This is a genomic window from Paenibacillus sp. V4I9 (assembly GCF_030817295.1).
GTDB lineage: Bacteria > Bacillota > Bacilli > Paenibacillales > NBRC-103111 > Paenibacillus_E.
In genome coordinates, this window is the sequence record NZ_JAUSZE010000001.1 from 108,776 (window position 1) to 132,827 (window position 24,052).

General features: G+C 35.6%; 23 protein-coding genes. 16 read left to right on the forward strand and 7 right to left on the reverse strand.

Annotated elements, in window-relative coordinates; genetic code table 11:
- The first annotated feature begins 177 nt into the window (after nt 1-177).
- The 4 genes from QFZ81_RS00435 to QFZ81_RS00450 are packed head-to-tail and all read left to right on the forward strand — an operon-like array spanning nt 178 to nt 4,696.
- Nucleotides 178-642, forward strand: a complete 465-nt coding sequence (locus QFZ81_RS00435) for a BglII/BstYI family type II restriction endonuclease (RefSeq protein WP_307600904.1) — start codon at nt 178-180, stop codon at nt 640-642.
- Between the two features lie 15 nt (nt 643-657).
- Nucleotides 658-1,965, forward strand: coding sequence for a hypothetical protein (locus tag QFZ81_RS00440; RefSeq protein ID WP_307600906.1), 1,308 nt, complete (start codon nt 658-660; stop codon nt 1,963-1,965).
- 11 nt (nt 1,966-1,976) lie between these two features.
- A complete protein-coding gene (locus QFZ81_RS00445) occupies nt 1,977-3,878 on the forward strand; it encodes an SNF2-related protein (RefSeq protein WP_307600909.1) in 1,902 nt (633 codons plus the stop codon).
- Nucleotides 3,878-4,696, forward strand: a complete 819-nt coding sequence (locus tag QFZ81_RS00450; RefSeq protein WP_307600911.1) for a protein NO VEIN domain-containing protein — start codon at nt 3,878-3,880, stop codon at nt 4,694-4,696. The genes QFZ81_RS00445 and QFZ81_RS00450 overlap by 1 nt, the downstream gene beginning before the upstream one ends.
- A 411-nt stretch (nt 4,697-5,107) precedes the next feature.
- On the opposite strand, the gene QFZ81_RS00455 is transcribed toward QFZ81_RS00450, so the two are convergent.
- Nucleotides 5,108-6,079, reverse strand: a complete 972-nt coding sequence (locus QFZ81_RS00455; protein ID WP_307600913.1) for a DNA-methyltransferase — start codon at nt 6,077-6,079, stop codon at nt 5,108-5,110.
- An 18-nt stretch (nt 6,080-6,097) separates the two neighbouring features.
- Between QFZ81_RS00455 and QFZ81_RS00460 the strand changes: the two genes are divergently transcribed.
- Together QFZ81_RS00460 and QFZ81_RS00465 are read left to right on the forward strand one after the other, a co-directional pair.
- On the forward strand, nt 6,098-6,406 hold the full coding sequence (locus tag QFZ81_RS00460; protein WP_307600915.1) for a helix-turn-helix domain-containing protein: 309 nt from the start codon (nt 6,098-6,100) through the stop codon (nt 6,404-6,406).
- Entirely contained in the window at nt 6,403-7,014 is a 612-nt protein-coding gene (locus tag QFZ81_RS00465; RefSeq protein WP_307600917.1) for a BglII/BstYI family type II restriction endonuclease, read from the forward strand. The genes QFZ81_RS00460 and QFZ81_RS00465 overlap by 4 nt, the downstream gene beginning before the upstream one ends.
- Nucleotides 7,015-7,208: 194 nt before the next feature.
- Here QFZ81_RS00465 and QFZ81_RS00470 read toward each other — a convergent pair whose 3' ends face one another.
- From QFZ81_RS00470 to QFZ81_RS00480, 3 genes are read right to left on the reverse strand one after another with little or no spacing between them, the layout of a single operon-like run.
- On the reverse strand, nt 7,209-8,180 hold the full coding sequence (locus QFZ81_RS00470; RefSeq protein WP_307600919.1) for a tyrosine-type recombinase/integrase: 972 nt from the start codon (nt 8,178-8,180) through the stop codon (nt 7,209-7,211).
- Complete coding sequence (locus QFZ81_RS00475) at nt 8,155-9,276, reverse strand: tyrosine-type recombinase/integrase (protein WP_307600920.1); 1,122 nt, start codon at nt 9,274-9,276, stop codon at nt 8,155-8,157. Before QFZ81_RS00475 ends, QFZ81_RS00470 begins: the two co-directional genes overlap by 26 nt.
- Nucleotides 9,266-10,645: a tyrosine-type recombinase/integrase gene (locus QFZ81_RS00480; protein ID WP_307600922.1), complete on the reverse strand. Its 1,380-nt coding sequence runs from the start codon at nt 10,643-10,645 to the stop codon at nt 9,266-9,268. The genes QFZ81_RS00475 and QFZ81_RS00480 overlap by 11 nt, the downstream gene beginning before the upstream one ends.
- 480 nt (nt 10,646-11,125) lie before the next feature.
- Between QFZ81_RS00480 and QFZ81_RS00485 the strand changes: the two genes are divergently transcribed.
- The 4 genes from QFZ81_RS00485 (at nt 11,126) to QFZ81_RS00500 (ending at nt 13,722) form a co-directional block, all read left to right on the forward strand.
- Nucleotides 11,126-11,926, forward strand: a complete 801-nt coding sequence (locus tag QFZ81_RS00485; RefSeq protein ID WP_307600924.1) for a hypothetical protein — start codon at nt 11,126-11,128, stop codon at nt 11,924-11,926.
- Between the two features lie 56 nt (nt 11,927-11,982).
- Entirely contained in the window at nt 11,983-12,282 is a 300-nt protein-coding gene (locus QFZ81_RS00490) for a helix-turn-helix domain-containing protein (RefSeq protein WP_373463619.1), read from the forward strand.
- A 325-nt stretch (nt 12,283-12,607) separates the two neighbouring features.
- Entirely contained in the window at nt 12,608-13,099 is a 492-nt protein-coding gene (locus QFZ81_RS00495) for a hypothetical protein (protein ID WP_307600926.1), read from the forward strand.
- A gap of 23 nt (nt 13,100-13,122) precedes the next feature.
- Nucleotides 13,123-13,722: a tyrosine-type recombinase/integrase gene (locus QFZ81_RS00500; protein WP_307600928.1), complete on the forward strand. Its 600-nt coding sequence runs from the start codon at nt 13,123-13,125 to the stop codon at nt 13,720-13,722.
- A gap of 1,092 nt (nt 13,723-14,814) precedes the next feature.
- On the opposite strand, the gene QFZ81_RS00505 is transcribed toward QFZ81_RS00500, so the two are convergent.
- The gene (locus tag QFZ81_RS00505; RefSeq protein ID WP_307600930.1) at nt 14,815-16,089 is read right to left on the reverse strand and encodes a hypothetical protein; all 1,275 of its coding nucleotides are present in this window, start codon (nt 16,087-16,089) and stop codon (nt 14,815-14,817) included.
- A gap of 440 nt (nt 16,090-16,529) precedes the next feature.
- Nucleotides 16,530-17,429 (reverse strand): restriction endonuclease, encoded by a 900-nt coding sequence (locus tag QFZ81_RS00510; protein WP_307600933.1) that lies wholly within the window; start codon nt 17,427-17,429, stop codon nt 16,530-16,532.
- A 165-nt stretch (nt 17,430-17,594) separates the two neighbouring features.
- Here QFZ81_RS00510 and QFZ81_RS00515 point away from each other — a divergent pair, with 165 nt between their 5' ends.
- The 5 genes from QFZ81_RS00515 (at nt 17,595) to QFZ81_RS00535 (ending at nt 21,655) form a co-directional block, all read left to right on the forward strand.
- Nucleotides 17,595-18,413 carry a hypothetical protein gene (locus tag QFZ81_RS00515; protein ID WP_307600935.1) on the forward strand — a complete coding sequence of 273 codons (819 nt, stop codon included), beginning with the start codon at nt 17,595-17,597 and terminating at the stop codon, nt 18,411-18,413.
- A gap of 47 nt (nt 18,414-18,460) precedes the next feature.
- On the forward strand, nt 18,461-20,197 hold the full coding sequence (locus QFZ81_RS00520) for a KAP family P-loop NTPase fold protein (RefSeq protein ID WP_307600937.1): 1,737 nt from the start codon (nt 18,461-18,463) through the stop codon (nt 20,195-20,197).
- A 657-nt stretch (nt 20,198-20,854) separates the two neighbouring features.
- A complete protein-coding gene (locus tag QFZ81_RS00525; protein WP_307600939.1) occupies nt 20,855-21,064 on the forward strand; it encodes a helix-turn-helix transcriptional regulator in 210 nt (69 codons plus the stop codon).
- A gap of 135 nt (nt 21,065-21,199) precedes the next feature.
- On the forward strand, nt 21,200-21,352 hold the full coding sequence (locus QFZ81_RS00530) for a hypothetical protein (RefSeq protein ID WP_307600941.1): 153 nt from the start codon (nt 21,200-21,202) through the stop codon (nt 21,350-21,352).
- A gap of 27 nt (nt 21,353-21,379) precedes the next feature.
- Nucleotides 21,380-21,655: a hypothetical protein gene (locus tag QFZ81_RS00535; RefSeq protein WP_307600943.1), complete on the forward strand. Its 276-nt coding sequence runs from the start codon at nt 21,380-21,382 to the stop codon at nt 21,653-21,655.
- Between the two features lie 634 nt (nt 21,656-22,289).
- On the opposite strand, the gene QFZ81_RS00540 is transcribed toward QFZ81_RS00535, so the two are convergent.
- Nucleotides 22,290-23,069, reverse strand: a complete 780-nt coding sequence (locus QFZ81_RS00540) for a C1 family peptidase (protein ID WP_307600945.1) — start codon at nt 23,067-23,069, stop codon at nt 22,290-22,292.
- A 318-nt stretch (nt 23,070-23,387) separates the two neighbouring features.
- Between QFZ81_RS00540 and QFZ81_RS00545 the strand changes: the two genes are divergently transcribed.
- On the forward strand, nt 23,388-23,885 hold the full coding sequence (locus tag QFZ81_RS00545; RefSeq protein WP_307600948.1) for a hypothetical protein: 498 nt from the start codon (nt 23,388-23,390) through the stop codon (nt 23,883-23,885).
- Nucleotides 23,886-24,052: the final 167 nt, after the last annotated feature.

Here is a 24,052-nt window from a genome sequence, read left to right on the forward strand (position 1 = left end):
ACGTATGCCAAAAGTACTATACTTTTGTTTTGGTTATACAGGAAATGGGCAAGACGGTGTCGAAATAAAACATTGCTATGATTATGGTGCTATAAAGGACGCTAGAGGGTTTGTCGGATTTAGATCAGGCTAAATAAGTATGTTAAAAGATACTTATACGAAAAGGTGATGAAGCTATTGATAATATCAGAAGTATATTCCCATAACAACGGAAGGCATTTTATCGAAAAAATTGGATTATTTGAAGAAATCGAGTCGATATTCAAATTACCTGACGTTGGTATGAAAAAAGGAGCAGCTGTTACTATAAATGAGCTAGTGAAGGTAAATTTAAACATAAAGGGTTGGGTTTTAGACCCTTCCGTTCATCCTGATTTTAACTTGAATATAAACGCAATGAAAAATAAGGTTGGACTTACTGTTCAAACTGGAAACATTACGCGCGCGTTTTACGATTTATTAAAATTTCAAGCTATGTACCTGAATAAGAAGATTGAGATTGGGGTTTTAGTTGTTCCTACAAGTGGAGCCGCAAGGGCCTTGGGGAGTAATATAGCAAATTTCTTAAGAGTAACAAAAGAAATCATCTTATTCAAAGATATTATAACTATACCAACTATTATATTAGGAATTGATGAATGAGGAGGAATAAATAAAATGAACTTAATTACTGTGATGGATCAAGTAGCAAGGAAAGTGCGAATTGATCAAGAAAAAGAAAATTCAAATCGGAGTGAAATCATCCCATTTCGTGGTCAGAGCACTGATATACCAGTTATAAGAATCCCGATAAACCTCCCTATTTATAGAATGAGAAATGGTAGGACACAAATTGAACATATAATGTATATACAAGAGCATGGAGAGCAGGAAGATTTTTTCGTGGTTGGTGAGGAGAACCAAACAGTACAAACCGTACAGCACAAAATGTTACTTGGCTTATCCAAAGATGAAAAAGGTTCGATTTATAAGGAATTGGAAAAAGTAGCTGTGCAGAGATTTAGTCTGTTAATCACCAACACTGGTGTAGTAGTAAATGGAAATCGGCGCATAGCTGCAATGCGTGATCTTTATACTAAGGACCCTGGAACATTTTCAGAATTTGAGTATATAAATGTTGCTGTTTTGCCGACTGAAACTACAGAAGAAGATATTGAATTACTAGAAACGGAGCTACAGCTTATTCCTGAAACTAAACTGCCCTACGGATGGCTGGAACGTAGATGGAAATTAAGATATCACGTTGAAGTTTTACGATGGAGTAGAGAAAAAGTTAAGGATACTTATCGTTTTAGGCGAGAAGATGAAATAAATGCTGAACTACAGCAATTGAGATTGGCGGAAGAGTATCTAAATAATTACTTAGGAAAACCAGGAGATTATCGTGAAGTAAGAAGTAGTGAGCAATTATTCAAAGATTTGCAAAAAGCTCTTGTTGGTAAAAGTGGTGATGAATTGGAGTTGCGTCGATCATTGGGGTTCTTACTGGTAAAAGAGTCAAGAAGTATGGGTGATCGGGCATATGGATTTAAAGAGATTTTTGGACGTGAGTTTGAAAACGTCTTATTTAGATATGCTAGTGAAGAGTCGATTCAACTTGATAATACTGTAATAGATAGTACCCAAGTTGGAAATATTGATGAAGATGATCCATTAAGTGATTTAGGAACTACACAAAAGTCAATATTCGCGCCATTGAAGCCAATTTTCACCAACCCGGACCAAACATTGGAGAAGGCAGAAAAGTTGGCTAGAATTTTGGAGAGTGTGAAACAAGGAAGGAACGAAGATAGAGCTAAACAATTAGGGCTTATTAATGCACAAAATGCGTTAAGAAGTCTAAATGACATTGATTTGTCCAGATGCGATCAGTCTACATTTGAGCAGATAAAGGGACAACTAGAAGGTATTATCGAGAAAAGCAATCAACTGTTACTTATTTTATCTACTGATTATGAAATGTAGGTGGAAGTTAAATGGAAGTGAAAATTTGTTATCATGATGAATCTTCTCTCGGCTCCCTGGAATTATATGGGCAATCGGATACTTTAGCTTGGAACAGAATACGTGAGTTAATATTTGGGGTCCAACCAGATGCTGAACTGACAGATAGAACAATAGTAGCGGATTGGGCGACTATCCTTGAAATTGCCCCCCATCTTGCGGATCTTCGCAAAGACTTTGGGTTTTTAACATCTTACAGCGAAAATGCAAAGAAGCTATTACTTAAATATAGAGATGAAGTGCGGTCTACTCGGGGCGCGCAACTTACTCAATCGTTAATCATTTCAGAAGCAGATATTCCCCAAAGATTAAAAGATTTAGGTTTTAATCAGCGGACCCTGAAGGATTACCAAATTAGAGACCTTTCAAAAATGATTAGTCTTTCTCATGGCGCCAATTTCTCCGTTCCAGGGGCAGGGAAAACAACAGTAGCTTTCGCTGCCCATGTTTTAACACGTGATGATGATACTCGTTTGTTAGTAGTTGCTCCTAAAAATGCTTTCGGAGCATGGGATGATGTAATTAAGGATTGCTTAGACCCTTCATTACAGAATGAATGGGCATTTACAAGACTTTCTGGTGGTATTGAACAAATATCATTATTACTAAAAAGTTTGCCGAAGAGAATGATCATTGGTTATGAACAACTTGCCAGGGTACGTGACGTAATAGCACGTCTCTTAGGTCGTAATAAAGTACATTTAATTCTGGACGAAAGTCACCGTATTAAAGCGGGAGATAAGTCTCAGAGGGGAAACACCCTCCTTGGAATATCTCATTTACCAGTTAGAAGAGACATTTTAAGTGGAACCCCATTACCTCGATCAGTAGATGATCTTAGGCCTCAAATTGATTTTTTATGGCCTGGGCAAGGATTGGGGTATCGAGCGGTCCAATCAGCAGACGCTAATCATGTTATTAGAAACTTGTATGTCAGAACAACAAAAAGAGAACTTGGATTACCAGATATAATAAGGAATTTTATACCTGTCCCAATGTCAACTCCACAAATGGCCTTATACAGCGTTATAAGGCAAGAGGTATTAAAACAGCTGGCGGGTATTAGGACGAACGGAAATGTTGACTTGATGTCGTCAAAGAAATCCGTTATGAGACTACTTCAAGTTTCAGCAAATCCGATTCTGGTCATTAAAAGACTTACAAATGAAGATCCAGAAAACTATTTGTACGATGATCCTAAAATAGAAGCAATATTTAAAGCAATTGTTGAAGAATATGATTCACCCAAAATAAAAAAAGCTTGTGAATTGGCACGTGACCTAGCTAAGATTCGTGAGAAGAGCGTTATTTGGTCAAGCTTCACAGAAAACGTTGAAAGAATTTCAGAAATGTTAAGTGACATAGGAGCAACATATATTCATGGCCAGGTAGCTACAGGGGAAAAAAACGATCCAAACACTCGAGAGGGAAGAATCGAAAGGTTCCACAATGATGATGCGTGTATGGTATTAGTTGCAAATCCCGCAGCTTGTTCTGAAGGAATTAGCTTACATATGGCATGCCATAACGCTATTTACCTTGATAGGTCTTTTAACGCAGCACACTACCTACAATCTGTAGACAGAATTCATCGACTAGGCTTACCTGAAGGAACAATTAGTAATATTCATGTATTAGAGAGCGTGGCGCCAAATTCTGTTGGCGCGATAGATTTTTCCGTCCGTCGCCGATTGATTACGAAACTAAGAACAATGTCTACTGTTCTTAGGGATTTTGATTTGCAAAGACTTTCTCTAGATGAAGAAGAGGCAGAAATGCCAATTGATTATGATATTACAATAGATGATTTAGCGGATATTATCGATGAGTTGGTTGGCCTTGCAGCACCAGTGAGTGATGAAGAGGTGCTTTAATGAAAGAAGACTTCTTTAAAATGAGTATCATAGATGGATGTTTGAATATTTGTAAGCACCGATCAATCTACAGTGATTGCTCAATTGAAGATGCAGTTAAACATTTGAAAGAGGGACCTACCCACATGGTTCCATATGACTACAAGAAGTCGATGGAAGTGGGTAATTTATTTGGTTGGGAAATAATCGTTATTACTGGAGATAGAAGAACACAGCTGCAACAGACACTTAAGAATCTTGTTATGAAAATAATGCCCTTTTGGGCAAAGGTCGCATATCTTGGTAGAAGTAAAGTTTTAAAGCTTCTGTCAGACGATCAAGTACAGTGTTTAACTTATGCTGGATTACTAAATGAAGAACTCTCAGAAGAAGCATTGGAGTGGTGGGAAGATATTGCTTCTATTTCCCGACAAATTGATCAACAAAAGAAGCTGGAGATTGGTCGGAATGGTGAGCGAAGGTCACTTCAGTTGGAAAAAAAGAAATTAGATGAGGAAAACATCGATCGGATTCCAAAATGGATTTCCCTGGAGGATAATACAGCTGGTTATGACATACTTTCCTACAAGAGGGGAGACCGAAATGAAATCAGGGAAAAATATATCGAGGTAAAAGCTTGTAACTTTAGTCCGACACATTTTTTTATTACAAATAATGAATGGGAAAAGGCAGTAAACAATAAGGAGAAGTATTTATTTCACGTTTGGAATTTCGAAAGAGATACACTTATTGAGTTAAGTGTAGAACAGGTCGAGCAGCATATTCCTACTGAAAGAGGAAATGGTCGCTGGAAACTAATTGAAGTTTTTATCGATTGAAAAGATAGAGAGGAGCAAAAAGCAAGGTTGAAAGCGGAGTATTCAAAATGGCAGACTAAAGAGATAACCGCGGTACAACTGATTAATATGCTGGGGCTAAAGAAAAACACTTTCTACAAAGTTTTGAAGGAATATGAGGATCGTATGTAACTCTCTACAAGCCCATCGTAAAGGTGGGTTTTTTTTACTTGTATCTTGTTGTTCGAAGGGAGTTAGCCCCACTAAAAGCAATTGTGAGCATTCTGACGATGTGTGTGGCTGGATTGTTTGTTATCATCATTGGGAGGGGGACGAGGTTTCTACCATTTGTTCCTAATCTAATTAAAGCGGGAGCACTAATGAAGATGCGTTCAAAAAGTTAATAAAAGAACCCTTTACCATGAATAATATGGAAAGGATTCTTTGTAAGTGTCATTTTTTACTATATATAGATTCATCGGAGTTAAGCCAAGCTTCTGGTATTGCTGATATTTTTTCCTTCCCAGTAGGGATGTGTACCTCTTTCCCTAAAGGTCTTAAACCTAAAGTGCCATCAAATAAAGATTTTATTCTTTCAATACCAATATCAATATACTGTAACTCTTTATCTATACCTATCGCGTTGCGGTTGTGTTTCAGTGCTGCAATCATCGAAGAAGCAACGCCTGCGAAAGGGTCAAGAACTGTGTCATGAGGGTTTGTTAGAGCAAGGACTAATCTTTCGATTAGTTCTACAGGGAATTGGCATGGATGGGAAGTTTTTTCAGGATGATTTGCCTTAACATTTGGGATGTCCCAAACTAATTCATCCCAATCCTTCACTAAAATATCCCAAACATCCTCAGGGTTTTTACCTTTTGGATTACCTGATAATTCGCCCTTCTTTTCACCTTTAAAATGTTTTTTTCCTGGATATTTGGATGGGACTCTAACATCATCTAAGTTGAAGGTATAGTTATTAGTTTTCGTGAACCATAATATGGTTTCATATCTACCAGAGAACCTATTCTTTGCATGAAGTCCATGCCCAAATCGCCAAATAATTCTATTCCTGAGGTACAGATTGAATTTTTTGAAAATGTTGTAATAGTATATATCCAATGGAAAGACTTCGCCCTTGTCTACATAATTTCCCACTTGCCAGCAAATGCTACCGTTATCGTTAGTGACTCTAATTAGTTCTTCGATGATTTTTTCCTGAGTTTCTAAGTATGTTTCAATTGAAGTTTTTGTTTCATACGCTTTACCAACATTATAGGGTGGAGAAGTAACAACTAGATTAACTGAACCAGTTCGTAAAGTTTTCAGATATTCTAGTGTATCACCATTATGTAAAGTGATATTAAGTGCATCTGCAGTGAATTTTGTATTTGATAAAATATCTTGTTGTGTGAAAGTTTTCATGTTGCACCCCTTGGATGTGTGAATACCACACATTATATCATTGATTTTGTTATAGAATCAATATTAAAACACAATAAGGACATAGATAAGGATATGAATGTTAGAAACATAACTGGGCTTAGTATAAAGTATTACAGAAAATTAAGGCAACTAACCCAAGATGAACTAGCTGCTAAACTAAATGTAATTGGGATTAATATTGATAGACCAATGATATCAAGAATTGAGTGTCAGTCAAGAGAAATTACTGACATCGAAATTATTGCAATAGCCAAGATACTGAATGTTTCAGTTGAGGAATTATTTAAAGAGGGTGAAAAGCTATGAAAATAGGGGCGCAATACTCACATCTTAATGGTTTTGAGTATTTAAAATACCATAAGTCAGATATTTTAGATGAAATCTATGAAGTTATTTCTAGTATTGATGCAGAGAAGTACAAGACAAAAGTCAGTGAAGAAAAAACAAAGATGGGACAAGTCTTGTATAGTCCTGGCGAGATGAATAAAGCTTTTAAAGATAAGCTGGAAGCAAGAGATTGGAAGGAAGAGAGATACAAATATTACGTTACTGATGATGAAAATTTAACAAGAAAAGTATTATCCTTATCTCATGAAGAACAGAAAGCGCAAATTGAAGCTGCCGGAAAGGTTGCATTAGAATCTTACAATCAAACAGATTTCGTAAAAAAGAGAACAGCTGTTGAGCTACAGTTTGGGAAATATGCGTTTGTGGCTTTTGATGTTTTTGTCAAACACATGGGTTTCTATATCGCTGACAAAATTGATGTTGGAATTGAGATTTTACCAACAAAGAAGTTACTGAATGAAATGTCCTCAGGACCGTCCTACTATGAAAGAGAATTACAACATATAATAAGACAAGGCAGAGGGAATCCACCAGTACCTCTACTATTAATAGGAATTGAACCTTAGTCAGCATTCTAAAAATGGACGACCAAGAACATTTTATGTTATAAATACAAGAAATTAAATCGCACCTGAAAGCATCTGGAGAGGACGGTAATAGCTGTTGTCATGGGTGCTTTTTTCTATGAGTTTTATTTGTCATTGTATATCATGTATACCGATAGTACCTATAATACGGAGAGTGAATTTGAAAAATAGATTCACCCTCCGCCCCTATATTTTTTGAATATATTCTTAAACATCATTGTATTTTCCTCTATAGTAATCCCTGAATTACGAATAGAATTTGATTGTACATAACCTTCTGTAGTCCCAATGTTTTCATGTCCCATGAGCTGTTGCAAAATGAGAAAATCAACTCCCTGTTCATACAAGAGAGTAGCGAATGTATGTCTGAGACTATAAAGAGGTAAAGTTTGTATCTTTGCTTCCCTCAGATAACTTTGATACCTATCATTTACAAAATCATGTGTTATAGGATAGCCATCTTTATTTAAAAATAGACAATCCTCGTTCATCAGCCCCTGTTTCTGACAATATAATCTGAGAAGTGCTCCGAATTCTGAGCGAAGTACAAGTGTTCTTCCTTTTTTGGATTTTGTTTTATCCAAACGAATGGTATCTTCTCCGAAATTGATTTGATGAACCTTAAGGCTAATCGCTTCGCCAATCCTGCATCCCGTACTTAACAACAGTATAAATAGAATCAAATCTTGTTTTAAATTATCACTATGAGTGATCAGACTGTTTAAAAAACGTAACACATCGTGCTTAGAGAGGGCTGCTCGACGTTCAGTATTCCTTTTAAATTCAAGGATATTTAATCGCTCTTGACGAAGAGGATTCGCAAAATCGTAATTGCGTTCTAAATACTTAAAAAATGAACTTAGTGAATCTCGTGCGGAAGCCATATAGTTATATCCCTTGTTGTAACAAGATAAAAGATAGGAGTTGATGATTCTTGAGTCAATAGGTCTCCAGGTAATTACCTCGCCTCGAGTATCCTTTAAAAGATAGATTTTTTCTAAGTTGATCTCCTCTGCTTTCCCCCCGACTACCTCGGTCAAGTGTATCATAAAAAGATGTAGATGTTTTTTGTGTTTATTTTTTGTGGCAAGGGACACTTTAGAGATAGTTACGAATTCTTCAATTTCTCTTGCTAACATCCACATTTTCATCATCAAACTCCAATATTTGCTTGATAAGTTTCTCAAATGCGAATGGAAACTTATCAGCGACAGCTTTCTTTAAATCTAGCGGAAGCATTTGTGTGTATATAAAAGTTGTTTTCGGATCCTCATGGCCCAAAATTAGACTAAGGTCATGTAACTTCATGCCAGCTAGTAAGCATCTGACCGCAAACGTGTGACGGAAAGAATGTGCGGAGAATTTAGTGTATCCGAGTTTGTCCAGAATACTGGATACTGCATACTGAATTGAGCTTTTCGCAAGGGGTATTCCGCGATTGCTCCAAGCAACTTCTTCTTTGCAGAAAAGGAAACCAGTATGGTTTCGGCTCCATACCTTGACGTGTGTTAGGTTTAAATAATCTAGGATTACCTTCTTCAGTTCTGGATACATGGGGATATATCGTTCCTTATTTCCCTTTGCTTTACGAATGAAAATCAGATCATTCTCAATGTCAAAGTCTTGGACACGAACGTGTTGAAGTTCTTCAACCCTACAGCCGGTACCAAGTAGAAAGCAAATCATTGCATGGTAACGGTACCCATAAGTCTTCTGCTTGGCCAAAGCGAGTATCTCCACAATCTGTTCTTCTTGAAAGTATTTCGGAAGGAGAGAGGTCTTTGACCAAGTAAATCGGTAGCGGTAATCTTTCTCAACATAGTCCATTCTATAGCAGAAGTCTAAAAATTTACGTAAGATAGATGTGTATGTATTTTGTGTGCGGGGGGACAATGCTGAATTTTCTCGACCACGAAACTTACTGAAGAGTTCATGCAAGATATTTTCATTTATTGTGGCGATCGTTAAGTTGGGATGTCTATCTTGGATGAAATTCTCGAACCGATTAAGGAACGAGAAATAATAATTCAGCGTTGTCTTTGATTTTTTTTGAAGTTCGTATTGGTTATCTAGGTAATCTCTAAAAAGGGCAATCGCCTGCAATAGGGATACTTCAGGAAAATTATCCTTTAAATCTTTTTTTGAGCTGTTATTAATAAGTGATAATAAATCTTGATAGGAGATACCCAGTTCATTGCATATTTCCTTATAATCATAGTTCGAATAGACTTCAATGGCCAAAACCAATCACCTGCTTTAGCGGATTATTAGAAATCGTATTTTCTTTTAAACGATTCGCATTTCGGTGGTAGTAATATAATGTCGAGGCCCAAGTTTTGTGGCCGAGCGTTTTTGCAATAGTCTCTAATGGTTCACCCTGATCCAGGGCCAATGTTGCGTACGTATGACGTAAATCATAGGCGCTGAATACGTTTTTTCCAAAGGCTAACTTATTGTATTTATTGAAAATGGAACCTATTGATTCTGTCGTTATGGGTTTATTTTCAATAGTTAAAAACAGAACGTCAGTATCAACCGCTATATTTTTACGAATCTCTAGATAGTCCTTCAAGAATGCCATTACCTCTTTATTCACTTGGAGCTTCCGGAATTGAGATTTTGCACTGAAGAATGTTAATGTACATTCGGTAGCAGAGACATCCCCTAATTTTAAATTGCATATTTCGATAGGCCGGCAGCCGGTATCGATCAGTATGCTCACGATTGCTAGATTTCTCACTTGATGCGGCGAACTGTTACTGCAGATGGCTTCCACAAATTTATATCTCTCTTCTTCGCGAGTAAAAGAATTTCTACGTGAAGCAGGTTGCTTAAACTTAGGGGGGATGGAATATTTAAATGGAATGATATTGTTTAGGTATAGATGGTCAAGAAATATCTTTGCATATCTTAGTTTTACATATGCAGTAGACCCTTCAATTTCATCTAATTCAACCTTTCTCTCTAAATAGTTTTCGTAATTTTTGATTTTATGTGGACTTAAATGACGCAAACTATCATCTATTGATACATCTGATGATGTAGTAGAGCAAATGAATTCTACGAAATATAATGTTTTGTACTGCCTTTCTCTTTTGCAATTTAAATCTAGTCGTTCTACTTCATCTAAATAATGGTTGAATATCGAGCAATTTTGCCGGTATGTGAATAACTTGGAAGGAGAGGGAGAAATTTTATCCTCTTTTTTCTTTTTGAGAATTTTTAGTCTTGATTTTTTCATCTTGACTGTTTTAGGAATGTTGAATTTCACTGGACTGAGGTTCTCTTCGTCCAAAAAAGAGCAAAAGATAGAAAGGCTAGAGAGTAGGTTTTTCTTTCTGGCTTTGCTTATAGATTGGCTATCAACTTGCTTATTCAGGAAATCTTCATATCCCGTTACTGCCGTGGAAAACAAGTTAAGTACCGCTTGTTGGATGCCTAGTAAATGTGTATTTACCATATAAGTGATAAAGTAATTGATATTGAGTCGATGATTATGGATACTTCGCGGTGAATATTTCCGTTCTAGGTGTTGGGAGAAACTATCAAAAAGAGTCGGTTGATCAACGGTAGGGTTCTGAGAGAATGCAGTACTTAACACAACGTTCATTAGCTTGAACTCCTTATCATAAATTCACTCTTTACAACCATTCCAACATTATCTATACTTAATTTAGTTAAGCAGTACCTTGTTCAAGTCGTAAGCCCTATGGGTGGTTTCTATTGGTATAGTTCTGTCTATTTAGAACTGTATCATAAGGGATAAACACACCTATGAGGGCTTATTTATATTGTTGACAATTCACCACCAAATCAAACCATTTTTTTCCAAAGATTTAGATATTATTTTTGTAATATTCAAAGGCTTTAGTTCACTAAAGTGAGGTGTTCAGCTTAGGAAATGTTAACTTTGCGATACAGTGGTAACCCTCCTTGATAGGTCTGGATTGTAGTCTTTTTTTGGTTTGGTGTGTGTGTGATCTTAATAAGAATATTCCCGGTAAAGTTTACAGCAATTCTTACACTCCATATATGGAGTGTGGGCCCTGAATTATGCATAATGAGGTATCCTTTTTTTGGTGATACTCATATGAGGGAGAAACGCGGCGCGGATTCATTTAGGAATGAACATTTTGAGAAAGCAAAAAAGTTCATTAATGGAAAAATCTCAGAGGACGAGTACCTGCATTTTCACAAGGAACAAGGTTCAAAGCATTTTTTTGAACTCACTGTACTGAAGAAGGATATGGCACTTTATGTTCAATTACTAAGAAAGCTATCTCTTCCAGGACGACGTAAGATATTATTCGATGCCTATTCTACAGGATTTGTCTGGTCAGAATATCGAAAGATTTTCGAAAAGTATAATACGAAGATGTTTGAAGGATTTAGCGACAATAGGATTGATATTTTTATTAAAAATGGTGAGGCTTCAACGAACGGAATTGTTGTAGCAGCTATGTTTGCAATCATTTGTCGTGTTCCCCTTAACTGGCTAACCACAGGAAGAGCTTCAGCTAAATGGTCATACGATTGCTATGAGAATTTGGATATTGAGGAGTGCAGGGCGTCAGAACTTCTAGCATCTTTGAACGACGTTAATAGATATACTATCAGTGTTGAGGGAATTAACTTGTTATTTGGCAATCGTAGCTTGTATGTTCGAAAGGAAATAAAGTATGGGTCAGTGATGATGGAGATCTGTGAAGATCAGTTATCCAACCATGAAGTCCATGAACTAAATATTTTCTTTATAAAGTTCGGTTTTTCTCCTCTGTACATGAGAACGATATTTCCTCAGAGATACCACTTAGCATATTTCCATCCTTTGAGATCTAGAGAAATTGTTTGTTTACCAATGGAGGCTTTTTACCATACTCCATTTGTGTAGTGAATTACTATATCGAAGATATCTTGTCGAACCTCCTAGTTATGGGAGGTTTTTTTATGATCACTGATAATGGGACAAATAATTTAAGGCAAAAGCTTCTCTCTATTGTTCAAACTTGGATGGAGGAGATAGAAATGGAGAAGCAGGCCTTGCACCGGGAAAATACGGTAATCAATGAGAAGGAAAACAAGAATAAGATATTCTCTGTAATAGAACTTGCTGATTACCTGGGAGTTTCTATGGATTGTATTTATGCAATGGTTCGTGAACGACAAATACCCCATGTTAGAATCAGACGGAGAATCTTGTTTCACCGAGAACTGATTGAAGAGTGGATAAAGAAGGGCGGCGTGTAATCAAGAAGTAGAATTCAAAGGCTCAATGAAGAATTATGCAGCGCGGGAGATATTAAAAGCAATCATTGGCCACTATCATTAGGTCCTGGTTGTTTAGAGAAACCTAACAATTAAAGTAAAAAAAAGATCCTATTCTATAGTTCATATAGATAGGATTTTTTATGTTCCAGTACTGTATTCATAGAATCTAATATGGTTAGAAGAGATGAGGGACTAATTTTAAGTATAGAACAATCTAATACTATCTATTAATAATGAATAGAAGTAGCAATGTTGGAAACAATAGTATTAATGAAATAATAGAAAAGGTAGGAGAGGATAAATTTTGAGCCATGCAAGATCGAATCATGAAGTATGGTCTACGGAGCAAGATCAATTTTTATTAAAAACGGTTTTGCAACATTTGAGAAATGGTAGCAGTCAAAAAAAGGCTTTTGAAGAGGTTGCCGGTAAAATAGGACGTACAAACGGGGCTTGTACATTTCGATTCAATAGTGTTCTAAGAAAACAGCACTATGATGAGATACGTTCCGTTAGTCACAAAAAGAATGGAGATCTGCCGAGCAGAATGGTGATTCAATTTCCTCGAGTTGATAACAAATGCATAAATGATGACGGACTCAGTTGGCAGCCGGTCTTAGGTTTTTTAAATTCACAGGCACTTGAAGTTCAGCATATGCAACAACAATTACATGATATGAAGGAGGAGAATATCAGATTGAATAAAGAGCTAGAGCATCTTAAGCAAGTTCGCAACAAAATGGAGACACTCGGTATGAATATCTCTAAAATGCTAGAGCTAATTAATAATGCTTGAAAAAAATAAGGAGGTGAGGAAGCATGGAAATAAAATGCGAAGGATCGAAATGGTTTTTCACATTGAACAATAACCTTATCTCTGATGAAGAGGAAGTTAAGGTTTCCGGGTTTAGTACAAGAAGTGGAGCAGAAAAGGCAATGAAAATTTTCTCTCTGCTTAATAAATATGATACTCATTCATTGTATTCTAACAGTGATTTACCCTCTAAGCCGCTACCAAATAAGGAGGAGGTTGAGAACTTCTTATCTGTAGTAAAATCAGATAATTACATTTATTATTTGATGTTTTCACTTGCTATTTATTGTGGAATGAGACTAGGGGAAATTGCAAGTCTAAAATGGCAGGATATTTGTTTGAGTGGAGCATTTATCGATGTTTATCAGAGAACTAAAAAATCTATAGAAGTGAAGATACCATTAAGTCTGTTGTTGGAATTAAAAATGTACTACAATTCCAATTCTAGTGTATCTTCAGAATCAGGGTTAGTGTTTATTAATTCTAAAGGAGAACCTTTCACACTCGGAGTTTTAATGTATCGGTTAATTTACTATCTGAAAATGTCCAAATTGGACCATTTAAGGTTTCGCAATTTAAAACACATACATAAACATTTATACTGATTAATTCAACTACTGCGCCGTGGCGCAGTTTTTTATTGCAGGCGTGCCCAGAAGCACGCGTTATCTAGTTGGTGTAAGTCCAACCAAGGGAGGGGCCAAGCCACCTTTGTAGCTAGGATGCTTGCGTATGGCGAGATATGTGCGTAAAAGCGCATCGACGAAAGTACCTGTCAGAGACAGGGCGAGCGACATGCCAGGCCGTAATATCAAATGAATCCTGCCGCATTGTCAAAAAGGCCCCGCAAGGGGGACAAGGGGAAGCCGAGTCTTGCTTCAATAGACGAAGGCCAAGGAAGCTGTGGAGAACTTGGAACAACAGCGAAGAATCCTCCGGTGTAAAGGGATCGGCATGGCATGAAAGATAATGCAGTGAACTGGGGAGACCCTCCCCTGCACGGTTTTTTTTTTAGAAACCGTAAAGAGACGCTCTATAAGCGGAAAAGCGAAGTGAGCCGCCTGCAGGAAGGGAGTCCGAGGGGCTCATAGTACCTAGGAACCGAAGGACAACATAACCTTTGGGAGGGAAGGAGCCCTACTTTGTTCATGCTTTTTAAGGAGGCACGAGTGAGTGAATGCCAATCGGCATAAACTCGCGGAGCTGCTGCTTTGTCCATAATCCCATGTGTTCTCCCCAACCTTTCCTATACTTCCATTTTAATAGGTTTAGGAGTTTACACAATATATTTTACAGACTCAGGGCTTTCTTTAATTCTATACCCCAAAAATCTAAATTCGTCCTTGATAGTAGCCACCTCCACTCATTTGCCTTGTAAAATACCACTCTTAATAAGTTGAATTTCTAGGACGCGGTCATTGAATTAATTTTTGTTACCCTGACACGGACAGTGATCAAAGAAATTTACGTCAAAAAACACTTAAATTAAACTTTATTTCTCATATAATTCAATCCTTTCTATAGATTGATCTTTTTAAATGAATAAGTGTTAACAAGATAGTATATCTATAAACTGAAATATCGGGTATAATTGTTGTTTGATAATAAAGTTATTTAACTTCCTCACCGTTTAAAACGCATAATCCATATAAAATTGTCTTTAACATTTTCTATAAGCTATAAGCACCTCCTTGCTCTCAGCGAGTAGTCTTTTTCATACTTCTAATTTTAACACCTAGTATTTTCATAGCTTCTGACATACTACCTACATATTTAAATATCGCATGATTAATTGAACAAGCTTTAAGATACTCTTCTCTTGATAACTGCAATTTTTTTATCCTATATTTTTGGATGGCACTTCCAGTTGTTAAATTATACTTTTCATACCATTCTTTCAAATCGTTTAATGCTTTTTCTTTACTCCATTCAACGGTACTAACGTTCTCTTGTCCCAATATCCTTCTAAGATTTCTTACTCCGCCCAACCATGTTTTTATATAAATTGATAGAGTATTATAAGCCAACCCTTCTCTATCCTTCCATTTTCCTCTTTTTCTTAACCATTCTTCCGTAGGAAATTCTTGATCTTTAAATTGTTTCACGAATTCTCTGCAATACTCTAATAATTCGTCAGCATTAGACCAATGGGTTGAGGGAATTATTTTGTCAGTAGGATTTTGAAATACATAAGGTTCTATACTGCTGATATAAGGTTCTAGTATAGACGTTAGCTTTAGTTCGTCAAAACAATCCTTATGTCCAATGCCTAAAAAATTTGAATTGTTTTCAGCGTTATACTTCTCTTTGTTTTTCCTTTTTTCAGCATAATAATCTTCTTTATGCCCATTTGGTCTATCTCCCCATATTTCCACATCAATCAAATTTCCTTGATTATCATAAAATTGTACATCATAAATTCCGTATTTCGATTTCGAATAACCAGAGTATTCTTTTGGATATTTTCTCCCACGATCATGTTTAATACCTCTTGCATATAAAAAATTTGAAAACGAAGCTTCCGGATGACTCAGCCATCTCATTCCATTTTTTGATAAAACAAACGATCCTCCTTCGTTCGCATTTAGATCATTTCGTAAATCAGCAAATGACTTGTCTTGATGTTGATACAAAGCTGTTACAAGCGAACCATATCCGTTCTTTCTTAACCATTCAGCAGGTGGCAAATACCCATATTCTTTAACGATTTCTTTGCATTTTTCAAGTATATTATCGTAAGACCACTTTATAGTACTATGTTTATATTTTGAATATTCGGCAGTTAGTCCAAGAATATTTACTAATACCGTTTGAGTTATGCCATTTTTATATAAAGACATGTATAAGTTGCCTATATTTTTTAAATATACATAGGATAAACCTTCAATTCCAACGTTGTTATAAATACTTTTACAGTACTCAACCAGTTCCTCTTTCATAAAACCATAAAAATCTGGGTATGTATTTTCCACAAGTTATTCACTTCCAAACTTAAGATTATCAAAAGCTTTCCAGAAGCTTGGTAAATCACTTCCATCAACTACATAGAAGTAGCGAGGGATATCCCTTGTTGTTGTTCAATTAACGGGACACGATAGTTGAGTGCATTTTAAACAACTTTATTACTAAGATCGCCCGAAGCCCAGGCCGGGTTAACTGCATTTTTTGAAGCTATTTTAAACAAATTTATTATTTGACAACAATAGTATTGAGCGAAATATGAGGGAGAACAAAGGACCACTTAAACTTAAGCAGTTTAGTGGTCTTTTGAATTTTTATAATTTCTTCAACTCATCAGTTCCAACGTTGTGCTAAGATTTCCATTATCTTTCGAGATGCTGTTACTGTTTGCTTTTTGTATTGATTTTACTGATCTAATTGCAATATCAACCATGAATTATTATTTTAAAAATTATATTGTATGAGAACAATAAATTTCTCCTTTTAAAGAGGCTTGCTTTAAAGAATATTCTAGTAATTCATTAAATGTATAAATTCCCGAAAATACATTCATAAGATGAACGCCATCGAACAACAAGACCTTAATTTCCCTTCCTCTAGGGAGGGTAGAGAGAACTTCCTTGGAGTAACCATTAATTGAGAAGAAGACCCCTCTAGCGTCTAATTTACCCTCAGCTTTAAAATACAAACTTGCTATCTGAGCTTGGTCAATTTTTTTCTCAGTCCATTTAAGTTCAACTAGATAATAATGCCCCTCATACTTTATTGCACCATCTATTTGTTCTGCCTCAATTTTAAAAGATTTTTCAACAAAGACTCCACTTATTTTCATTAGTTCAGTAAAGAGTTTTTCTAGTTCGTAGCCCCTTTTCTGAGGTTCTAGGGTAAATAACGATTTAAATTGATTCTCAAGCATGGAAATTTGTTCGGAATAACTTTTTTTTGTTTCATGAGAAGGTTTCTTTATAATTTCCTTTTTCTCACGTTCTTTTAATTGTTGATTGAGGATGTCTTTTAATTTTAAAGAACATTTTTCTGCAATTTCTATGCGATGCTTCTGATCGTGAGGAACAAAGTTTTTATGCTCAATTAAAAAACGAACGAAATTTCGAGATACTTCAAGTCTCTTATTGTAGCCTGTATTGCGAAGCTCGACATATAACATATCCATGAACTCGCGTTTACTTGGTTTAAGACCTGAGCTGTTTTTTCTTATAAAAATAGAATTACATAACTTATCGTCAACACCAGCTCTTAACCATGCCTTTTTTAAATCATTGACATACCAGTACAGGGTAGAAATGCCAAGTTTAATTTGGACTTCAATTTCTTCTGAGAATACATCAAACATGTTTTTGACCTTCTTTGTTTAAGTGATATCCAAATTATAACAGGAAGTAAGTAGATAACATAGGAAAATACGAAGTAACATATCGACAAATATCGTCAATATTTTGAAACGATAGCTTACTAAAGACGTAGTAGTAATATAAAAACTACTTGGGGGAGAGATGCTATGAATTACTTAGTTGAATTAGTAAAAACGATTTTTCCAGATCCGCAGTCCGCTCTGTTTATTATTGTATTAACTGTAGTCGCTATATCAATGTATAGACAAATAAGAACAAACGTTTTAGAAAACCAAAAAAACTTAATAATAAAGACTGAGAAGGCTATTGAAATATATTCTGAATTAGAAATTGAAATGAAGAGAACCATTAGGGAAAGGTCAGAAATATCATTACTTGAAATGAAGATATCAAAAGCAAAAGTATTTATTCCCTATGAGTTACTTAAAGAGTTTGATGAGTGGATTGATAGTGATGATGGGGAAGAAAAGTATGAATCTCTTAAAAAATTACGCAAAAAGCTTAAAGAAGAGATTTTAAGATTGAAAAGGACTCAATGTGATCCAATAACTTATCAAAACAATGGTGGGATCACAGAATTTATTAGTGTATATTTTAAAACTAAATTGTCCTCACTTATTGAACCATTAGTGCATACTGGAATAATTCTTTTTGTTTCATTGACTGGATTTTTAATAATTTCTGTTTTAACTACAACTAATTATTGGAATGAAAAGGTTCTTATTATTTCAGTTTTAGTTGCATTTATTTTATTTATTGCGATACTTGATATTATTGTTTCTGAGATAATGATGAAAAAAAGATTTAAGCATTCAAGTGTTAACTGGACAGTATTCTGTCTGTTTGTAATAACGTCCTTCCTACTAATTTTCATTGGTCCTTGGTTCAGAGGTATTCTTCTAGTCTTGCTAATATTTGTTTATGCATTTTTTGCTAGCCGATATAGTATTAGAAATTCAGGATAAACACAAACAAGTAATTTAACGCTTTTTTTGGAGGAGAATGAGAATTAATGTCTGACGGTAATAATACAATTGCCCAATTAGAGGAAGAAATATCAAAACTTAGCGATGAGTTGCAAAATGAAATATATGAGCAACAAGGGTATCATGATGAAATAGAATCATATGAACCCGATTATGAGGGTGATGAAGGAAAAATAGAGTATCTTTCAAATCAAATTAGTAAGCGAGAAGAGCAGATTAGGAGGATAGAATATAATCAAGAAAAAGAGCAGAGAGAAAAGGAACTAAATGATTTAAAGTTTACAGATGGATATATTATTCGTGATGTTGAAAGTGTTCATGATTTGCTCTCACGACGTCAATTTGCAAATTCCATTAGTAAATTAATAACAAATAAAGAAACACAGCCTCCTCTTTCGATAGGCATCTATGGTCCCTGGGGAGAAGGTAAATCATCTTTTTTGCGGTTAATCGAGGAGGAGCTAAGTGTTTTAAATAATAATCGAAAACAGGATGAGGAACTTAGAGCTAAGTATAGTAAGACACATTCTGTAAGATTTGATGCTACTGAATACGACGATCAAAGCAAGATATGGTACTCTATTCTCAAACAGCTTTATGCGAAATTTGAGGAGGAGTTAGGTTTTCGAGCAAAAATAATCTATGGACTTAGAAAATTAATTATCTCTTTCAGAAAAAACAAATGGATGTATATTACAAATTCAATATTATTGTTAGTATTCTTTATATGGTTTTATTTTTTAAATAAGGAAAACTCAATAATTGACATGGTGAAAAATAACAGTTTTTTTATTAATGTTATCGGATTAATATCCTCAATATCAGTTGGAATTAATATCGTCATCCCATTTATTAAAAAATTAAAGTTTTTAACCAAACCTTTATCAGAAAAAGCTACAAATCACATGCTAATTCCAAATTATAAACGGAAACTTGGGACAAGAGAAAATATAAAGGATGATTTGAAGGATCTGATTGATATATGGCTAAAAGATAAAAAGGAAGAACGGTTAGTTCTCTTTGTCGATGAGCTTGATAGATGTTCGGAGAAAACAATTGTGGAGTTTTTTAATGCATTTCAACTATTACTACCAGTAGAATCTATTGTTAGTGTAATCTCTATTAATAAGGAAACAGTCTCTTACGCTTTGGCAAATAATAATAAACATTATTTTGAGGGAAATGTTACAAACGAACAAAAACTTCGTTTTGGAGATAGGTATTTAGAAAAATATATTACAATTCCATTTTCTTTGCCAGAAGAGCAAACTTATCAAGATTACATCAGTTTTCTTACAGGTAATGATGAGCAGAACTTTACGAATGAAGAAAAGGTCCTGATATCAAAAACATTAAGAAAAGTTAACGGATTTATACATATAACACCACGTGAGATTAAAAGAATAATTAATATTTTAATTTTTTCAAAAGAACATGTTAAATATATAAACGAATCAAACAAAGATAAGTTTATAATTAATTTTGAAGAGTATATACGATGGTTTTTATTTGAATACTTTAACCCGCGTTCAGCAAATTACATCATTGAGCAACTATCTAAAAACTATAGCAATAACAAATTAAAAAACTTTAAGAAAATTAGACACTTATTTATAGGAATTAATATTAACGAAAAAATTGGACTGAGTGGTAAAGATGAGGAAAATGCAAAAGAACTACTTGAAATACTAGATAATGTTAGACTGGAATATATCGCCATCGCTAGCAAGGTATCCCGAAATTTTGAGTCGAAAATTCAATGAAAATCCAGTGTTTGATTTACGTAGTGTCGTACTAGTGGAAGTTTCTGCTAATAGACTGATGTCAATCTTGATCAAGAGTCTCTAAACGATATAAGCTTGAAACGAAGGTACTGTAATAATAAAAGATAAAATAGGATAAAGTTTACAGTATTAGTTCTAAGAATCCCCTCGAAAATCTGTATCCAACATGTAGACATTAACTTGTTTTACTTAGGCTTATATGCTATTGGTTCATTTTAACTATTCTAAAAAAGTCTAGTAAACTAGGGTTTTGTAGTTTAACAGAGGCGATATAACACAAGTTAAAAAGGTGGAGACAGGGGTTCGACTCCCCTCAGTTGCTAGAACCCTTGTCCATATAAACCCACAACTTAAGAGGTTGGAAAGGGGTTCGTCACGCTTCTAGTCCAAACCAAGATTCTTATCATTAAAAGCGTCAGTACCGTTAGTTGCGTCTTGGTGACGCTTTCGACGGTGCTGACGCTTTTTTTTTTGCTGCGGGGAACGGTGCGACCATGAAAATGGGAGGGTCGTCTATCTAAAGATCCTCTTACACGATCATCGACAACTTTACTTTGCAAATAATAATTTGCAAAGAATACTTGTCATCAATTGGACAAGTATGGTATGCTTACAACAAGTAAGGGGTGGTAATTGTTGGAACCCAAATATGTATCGAAGCTCGCTGAGGCGAGAGCAAATGTAGGGTTGTCACAGGAAGAACTAGCACGACGCGCTAACGTGAGCAGAGAAACTATTCGAAACATCGAGAACGGGACCTCTGTTCCAAATGTTCTTCTTGCTCTTTTAATCGCTGGGCTAGTCGGATGGATTGTTTCAGATTTATTCAAGAATAAGGAGGGATGAGACATGGGGAAAGTCGTGAAGGCAGCGGGGCTAGTGTTAGGGATTTTAGTAGCTGTACAAACCATTGCTTCGAGTGTGAAGCAATTGAAAAGAATGTAATTGTTGAGAATACATATTTAATTAGGGGGAGATTAGATGATTAGGAAGACTAGAAGCGACTGCACGGTAGGTACATTTGAGAAAAAGCACGGTTTGCCATCAGGAACAATCAGAAATACAAATGGTAGAGATACAAGGAGTGATAAGCTAATTGGTACTATAAGAAAGGAAGCCGAAAAAGGTAAATAACCAAACCCTTTCAAGGTGATAAAAACTATGAGTATTGGAATTCAATGTGAAAGCAATGGTTGTGGAGAGTTTTTCCCTGAAGAAGAAATAAAATACGATCACAATGTGGCTTACTGCGAGAATTGTTATGAAAGTAATTATTGTTATTTTGGTGATCATGTGAAAGATGATGAAGATTATTTTATTGATTGTGGTGAACATGGAATGGTATTTAGCACTTGTGTTGGAGATAGTGATTATTTCCACACACCTGATCATATTATTGAGGAGCCTGACTGGGAAGATTCGAATGATCGTGATTAATTTTACTAAATTATTTATGCCACTTCTCCGAACATTCTAAGCATCACACTTCGGCGAATTGTGGATTTGTACAGCCACGGCTCGCTTTTCTGAACCCTTGTCCATGCAGAACCATAACTTAAGGGACTGGATAGGGGTTCTTCACGACTCAGATGAATTCGGGCATCTCATTCAGTCCAAACGTAAATGTTATTGGCTATGTTACTCTCCAGAAATCCCCAAGAGCTGAAATAATTTTCATATAGACAGTATTTGTAAATATATGTTATGATTGTCCTACAAATCCGAAAGCATCGGTTACAAAAAGGTCCGAAGGAGAAAGCATCCCTCGGGCCTTTTTTATGAACTCATTTTATTCAATGATCCAGTTTCAACATAAATGAGGTAAATAAACATTAATTTACAATGGTGGTTTATGCTGAAATTAAGCCACCACCTCACCAAACATTCTCACCATCACGCGACGGCGAATTGTGGATTTGTATAGCCACATCAAGCAGCGGAATTTGTAGATTTGCTATCCTCGGTGCCGTTTCTGAACCTATGTCCGTATAAACTACAAATCTAAAGACAATAAGCCAATATCGAATGAGTACTTATTCGATATTGGCTATAATGGTGCTATCGATATTACTTAACTTCCTAGAATATAGGTTATATCACTCCAAGTATGGGTTTGGGAATCACGCCACATTGTCGCCAACCTTACGCCAGTTCGAACAAATACTTCAAAATTGCCAGGATCCCCAAAATTACTTTGGATGAAAGTTAGCGCGTCAATACGACCTAGGCCGGTAGCGAAAACGGAAGGGATGTTCCAAGGCATATGAGGATCATCGTTATTCCTCCAATAATGGGCAAGTCCACCTGTAACAAGGGGCGTAATGAGCTCAAAGTTTCCTATATTTCCAAACCTACTTTGTAAAATAACTGGGTTACCAAATATTGGAATGTATTTTAAGTGCAGTATCCTTTCATTTAATTCCCTATCTAATTCCGCCAAATCAACATCCATTGCACTACACGCCTCAGAATCACTCTGGCTGGAATATTCATAGGGCAAATATCCGTAACCAGCCTCTCCCCATTCGGTACCCCAAGAGTTTTTAAATTTGAACATACGCTTGTTGTCATCATATCCAACGATACATATCGCATGCCCAGACGAACTCGTAGTATTGTCAGGTTGTGGTATTATTCCTGTTGCACGCACTTCATTATTGGACCAATTTTCAAAGACAGGAACCCCCATTACAAATGGTCCATTAATAAGCAAGCTAATTTTCATTGAATCCAAAGTGTCCAAACACACATATGACTTAATTAAATAAGTTCTTGCATTGCCATCTGCTTTGGAGTCTGGATTTCCAACGTTATTGGCAGTAAGGCCAATAATCCCACTCACAAACTCCATTCTTTTTTAAAACATCCAGAGCAACTCGGTACTTTCGCTTTTAAGGGGTTATCTAGGAATCTAAATAACCACCATTAATCTATTTGTGATAATGTAAGATATTTGAAGGAAACATGAGATTTTAGGAGTTGTTCCCCTGGAGAGCATTTAATCAAAAATTCGTCATTTTTGGCGTTTTACAACTGAATTGCAATCATGACATAATCAACATATATTCGATTTCCCGCAATTACCGCGCTACTGCTATAAGAGTAAAACCTAATTTTAGCGGGTTTTTTGCATGTTCATATAAAAATAAACAAAATGGAGGATTTACTCATGGATAATTATGAGGATGGAAATGAGCTGACAAACAAGCATAATGAAAACAATGTGAATTATGAAAAGAAACATGTGGATATGACACCAAATAAAGATTTACAGCAACAAAGTAAAATCTTTCAAAGTGCAATATTAGGCGGTTCTGAGTTAGATTTTTGGTTTGATGGAAAAGATGACATCTATGATACACTTTATAACACTACTATTGGAGGCGGAAGTATGACCAGGGAGACAGAACGCATTAGTAGAATATTGTCTTTAATCCAAACAGTTTGGACTAAGTATCCAGATCTTAGGTTTTTTCAGTTGGTATCGTTCTTGGAGTATGAATATTCTAAGAGAAATGAGAAATTTGGCAGAAAAGTCCTTATAGAAAAGGATAGCTTTGGTGTTGAGATGGATCATCCTATCATTGATTTATTTAATCTGGAAGATGGTAATGTTGAGCAATTTTTAAAGAAACTTATAATAGAAATAAGCATTGACAGGATATGATCATTATTTTCACTGGTAAGTATAAGCAAATCATGAGGAGGTTCCAAATGAGTATATTTTGGATCAGTATAATAAATTCAGCATTTATCTTACTAATTACGGAGCTATACCTCAAAAAATCCATTCGGTTGCGGTGGAAGAACCAACTCCTGGCCCTATTTAGTGCA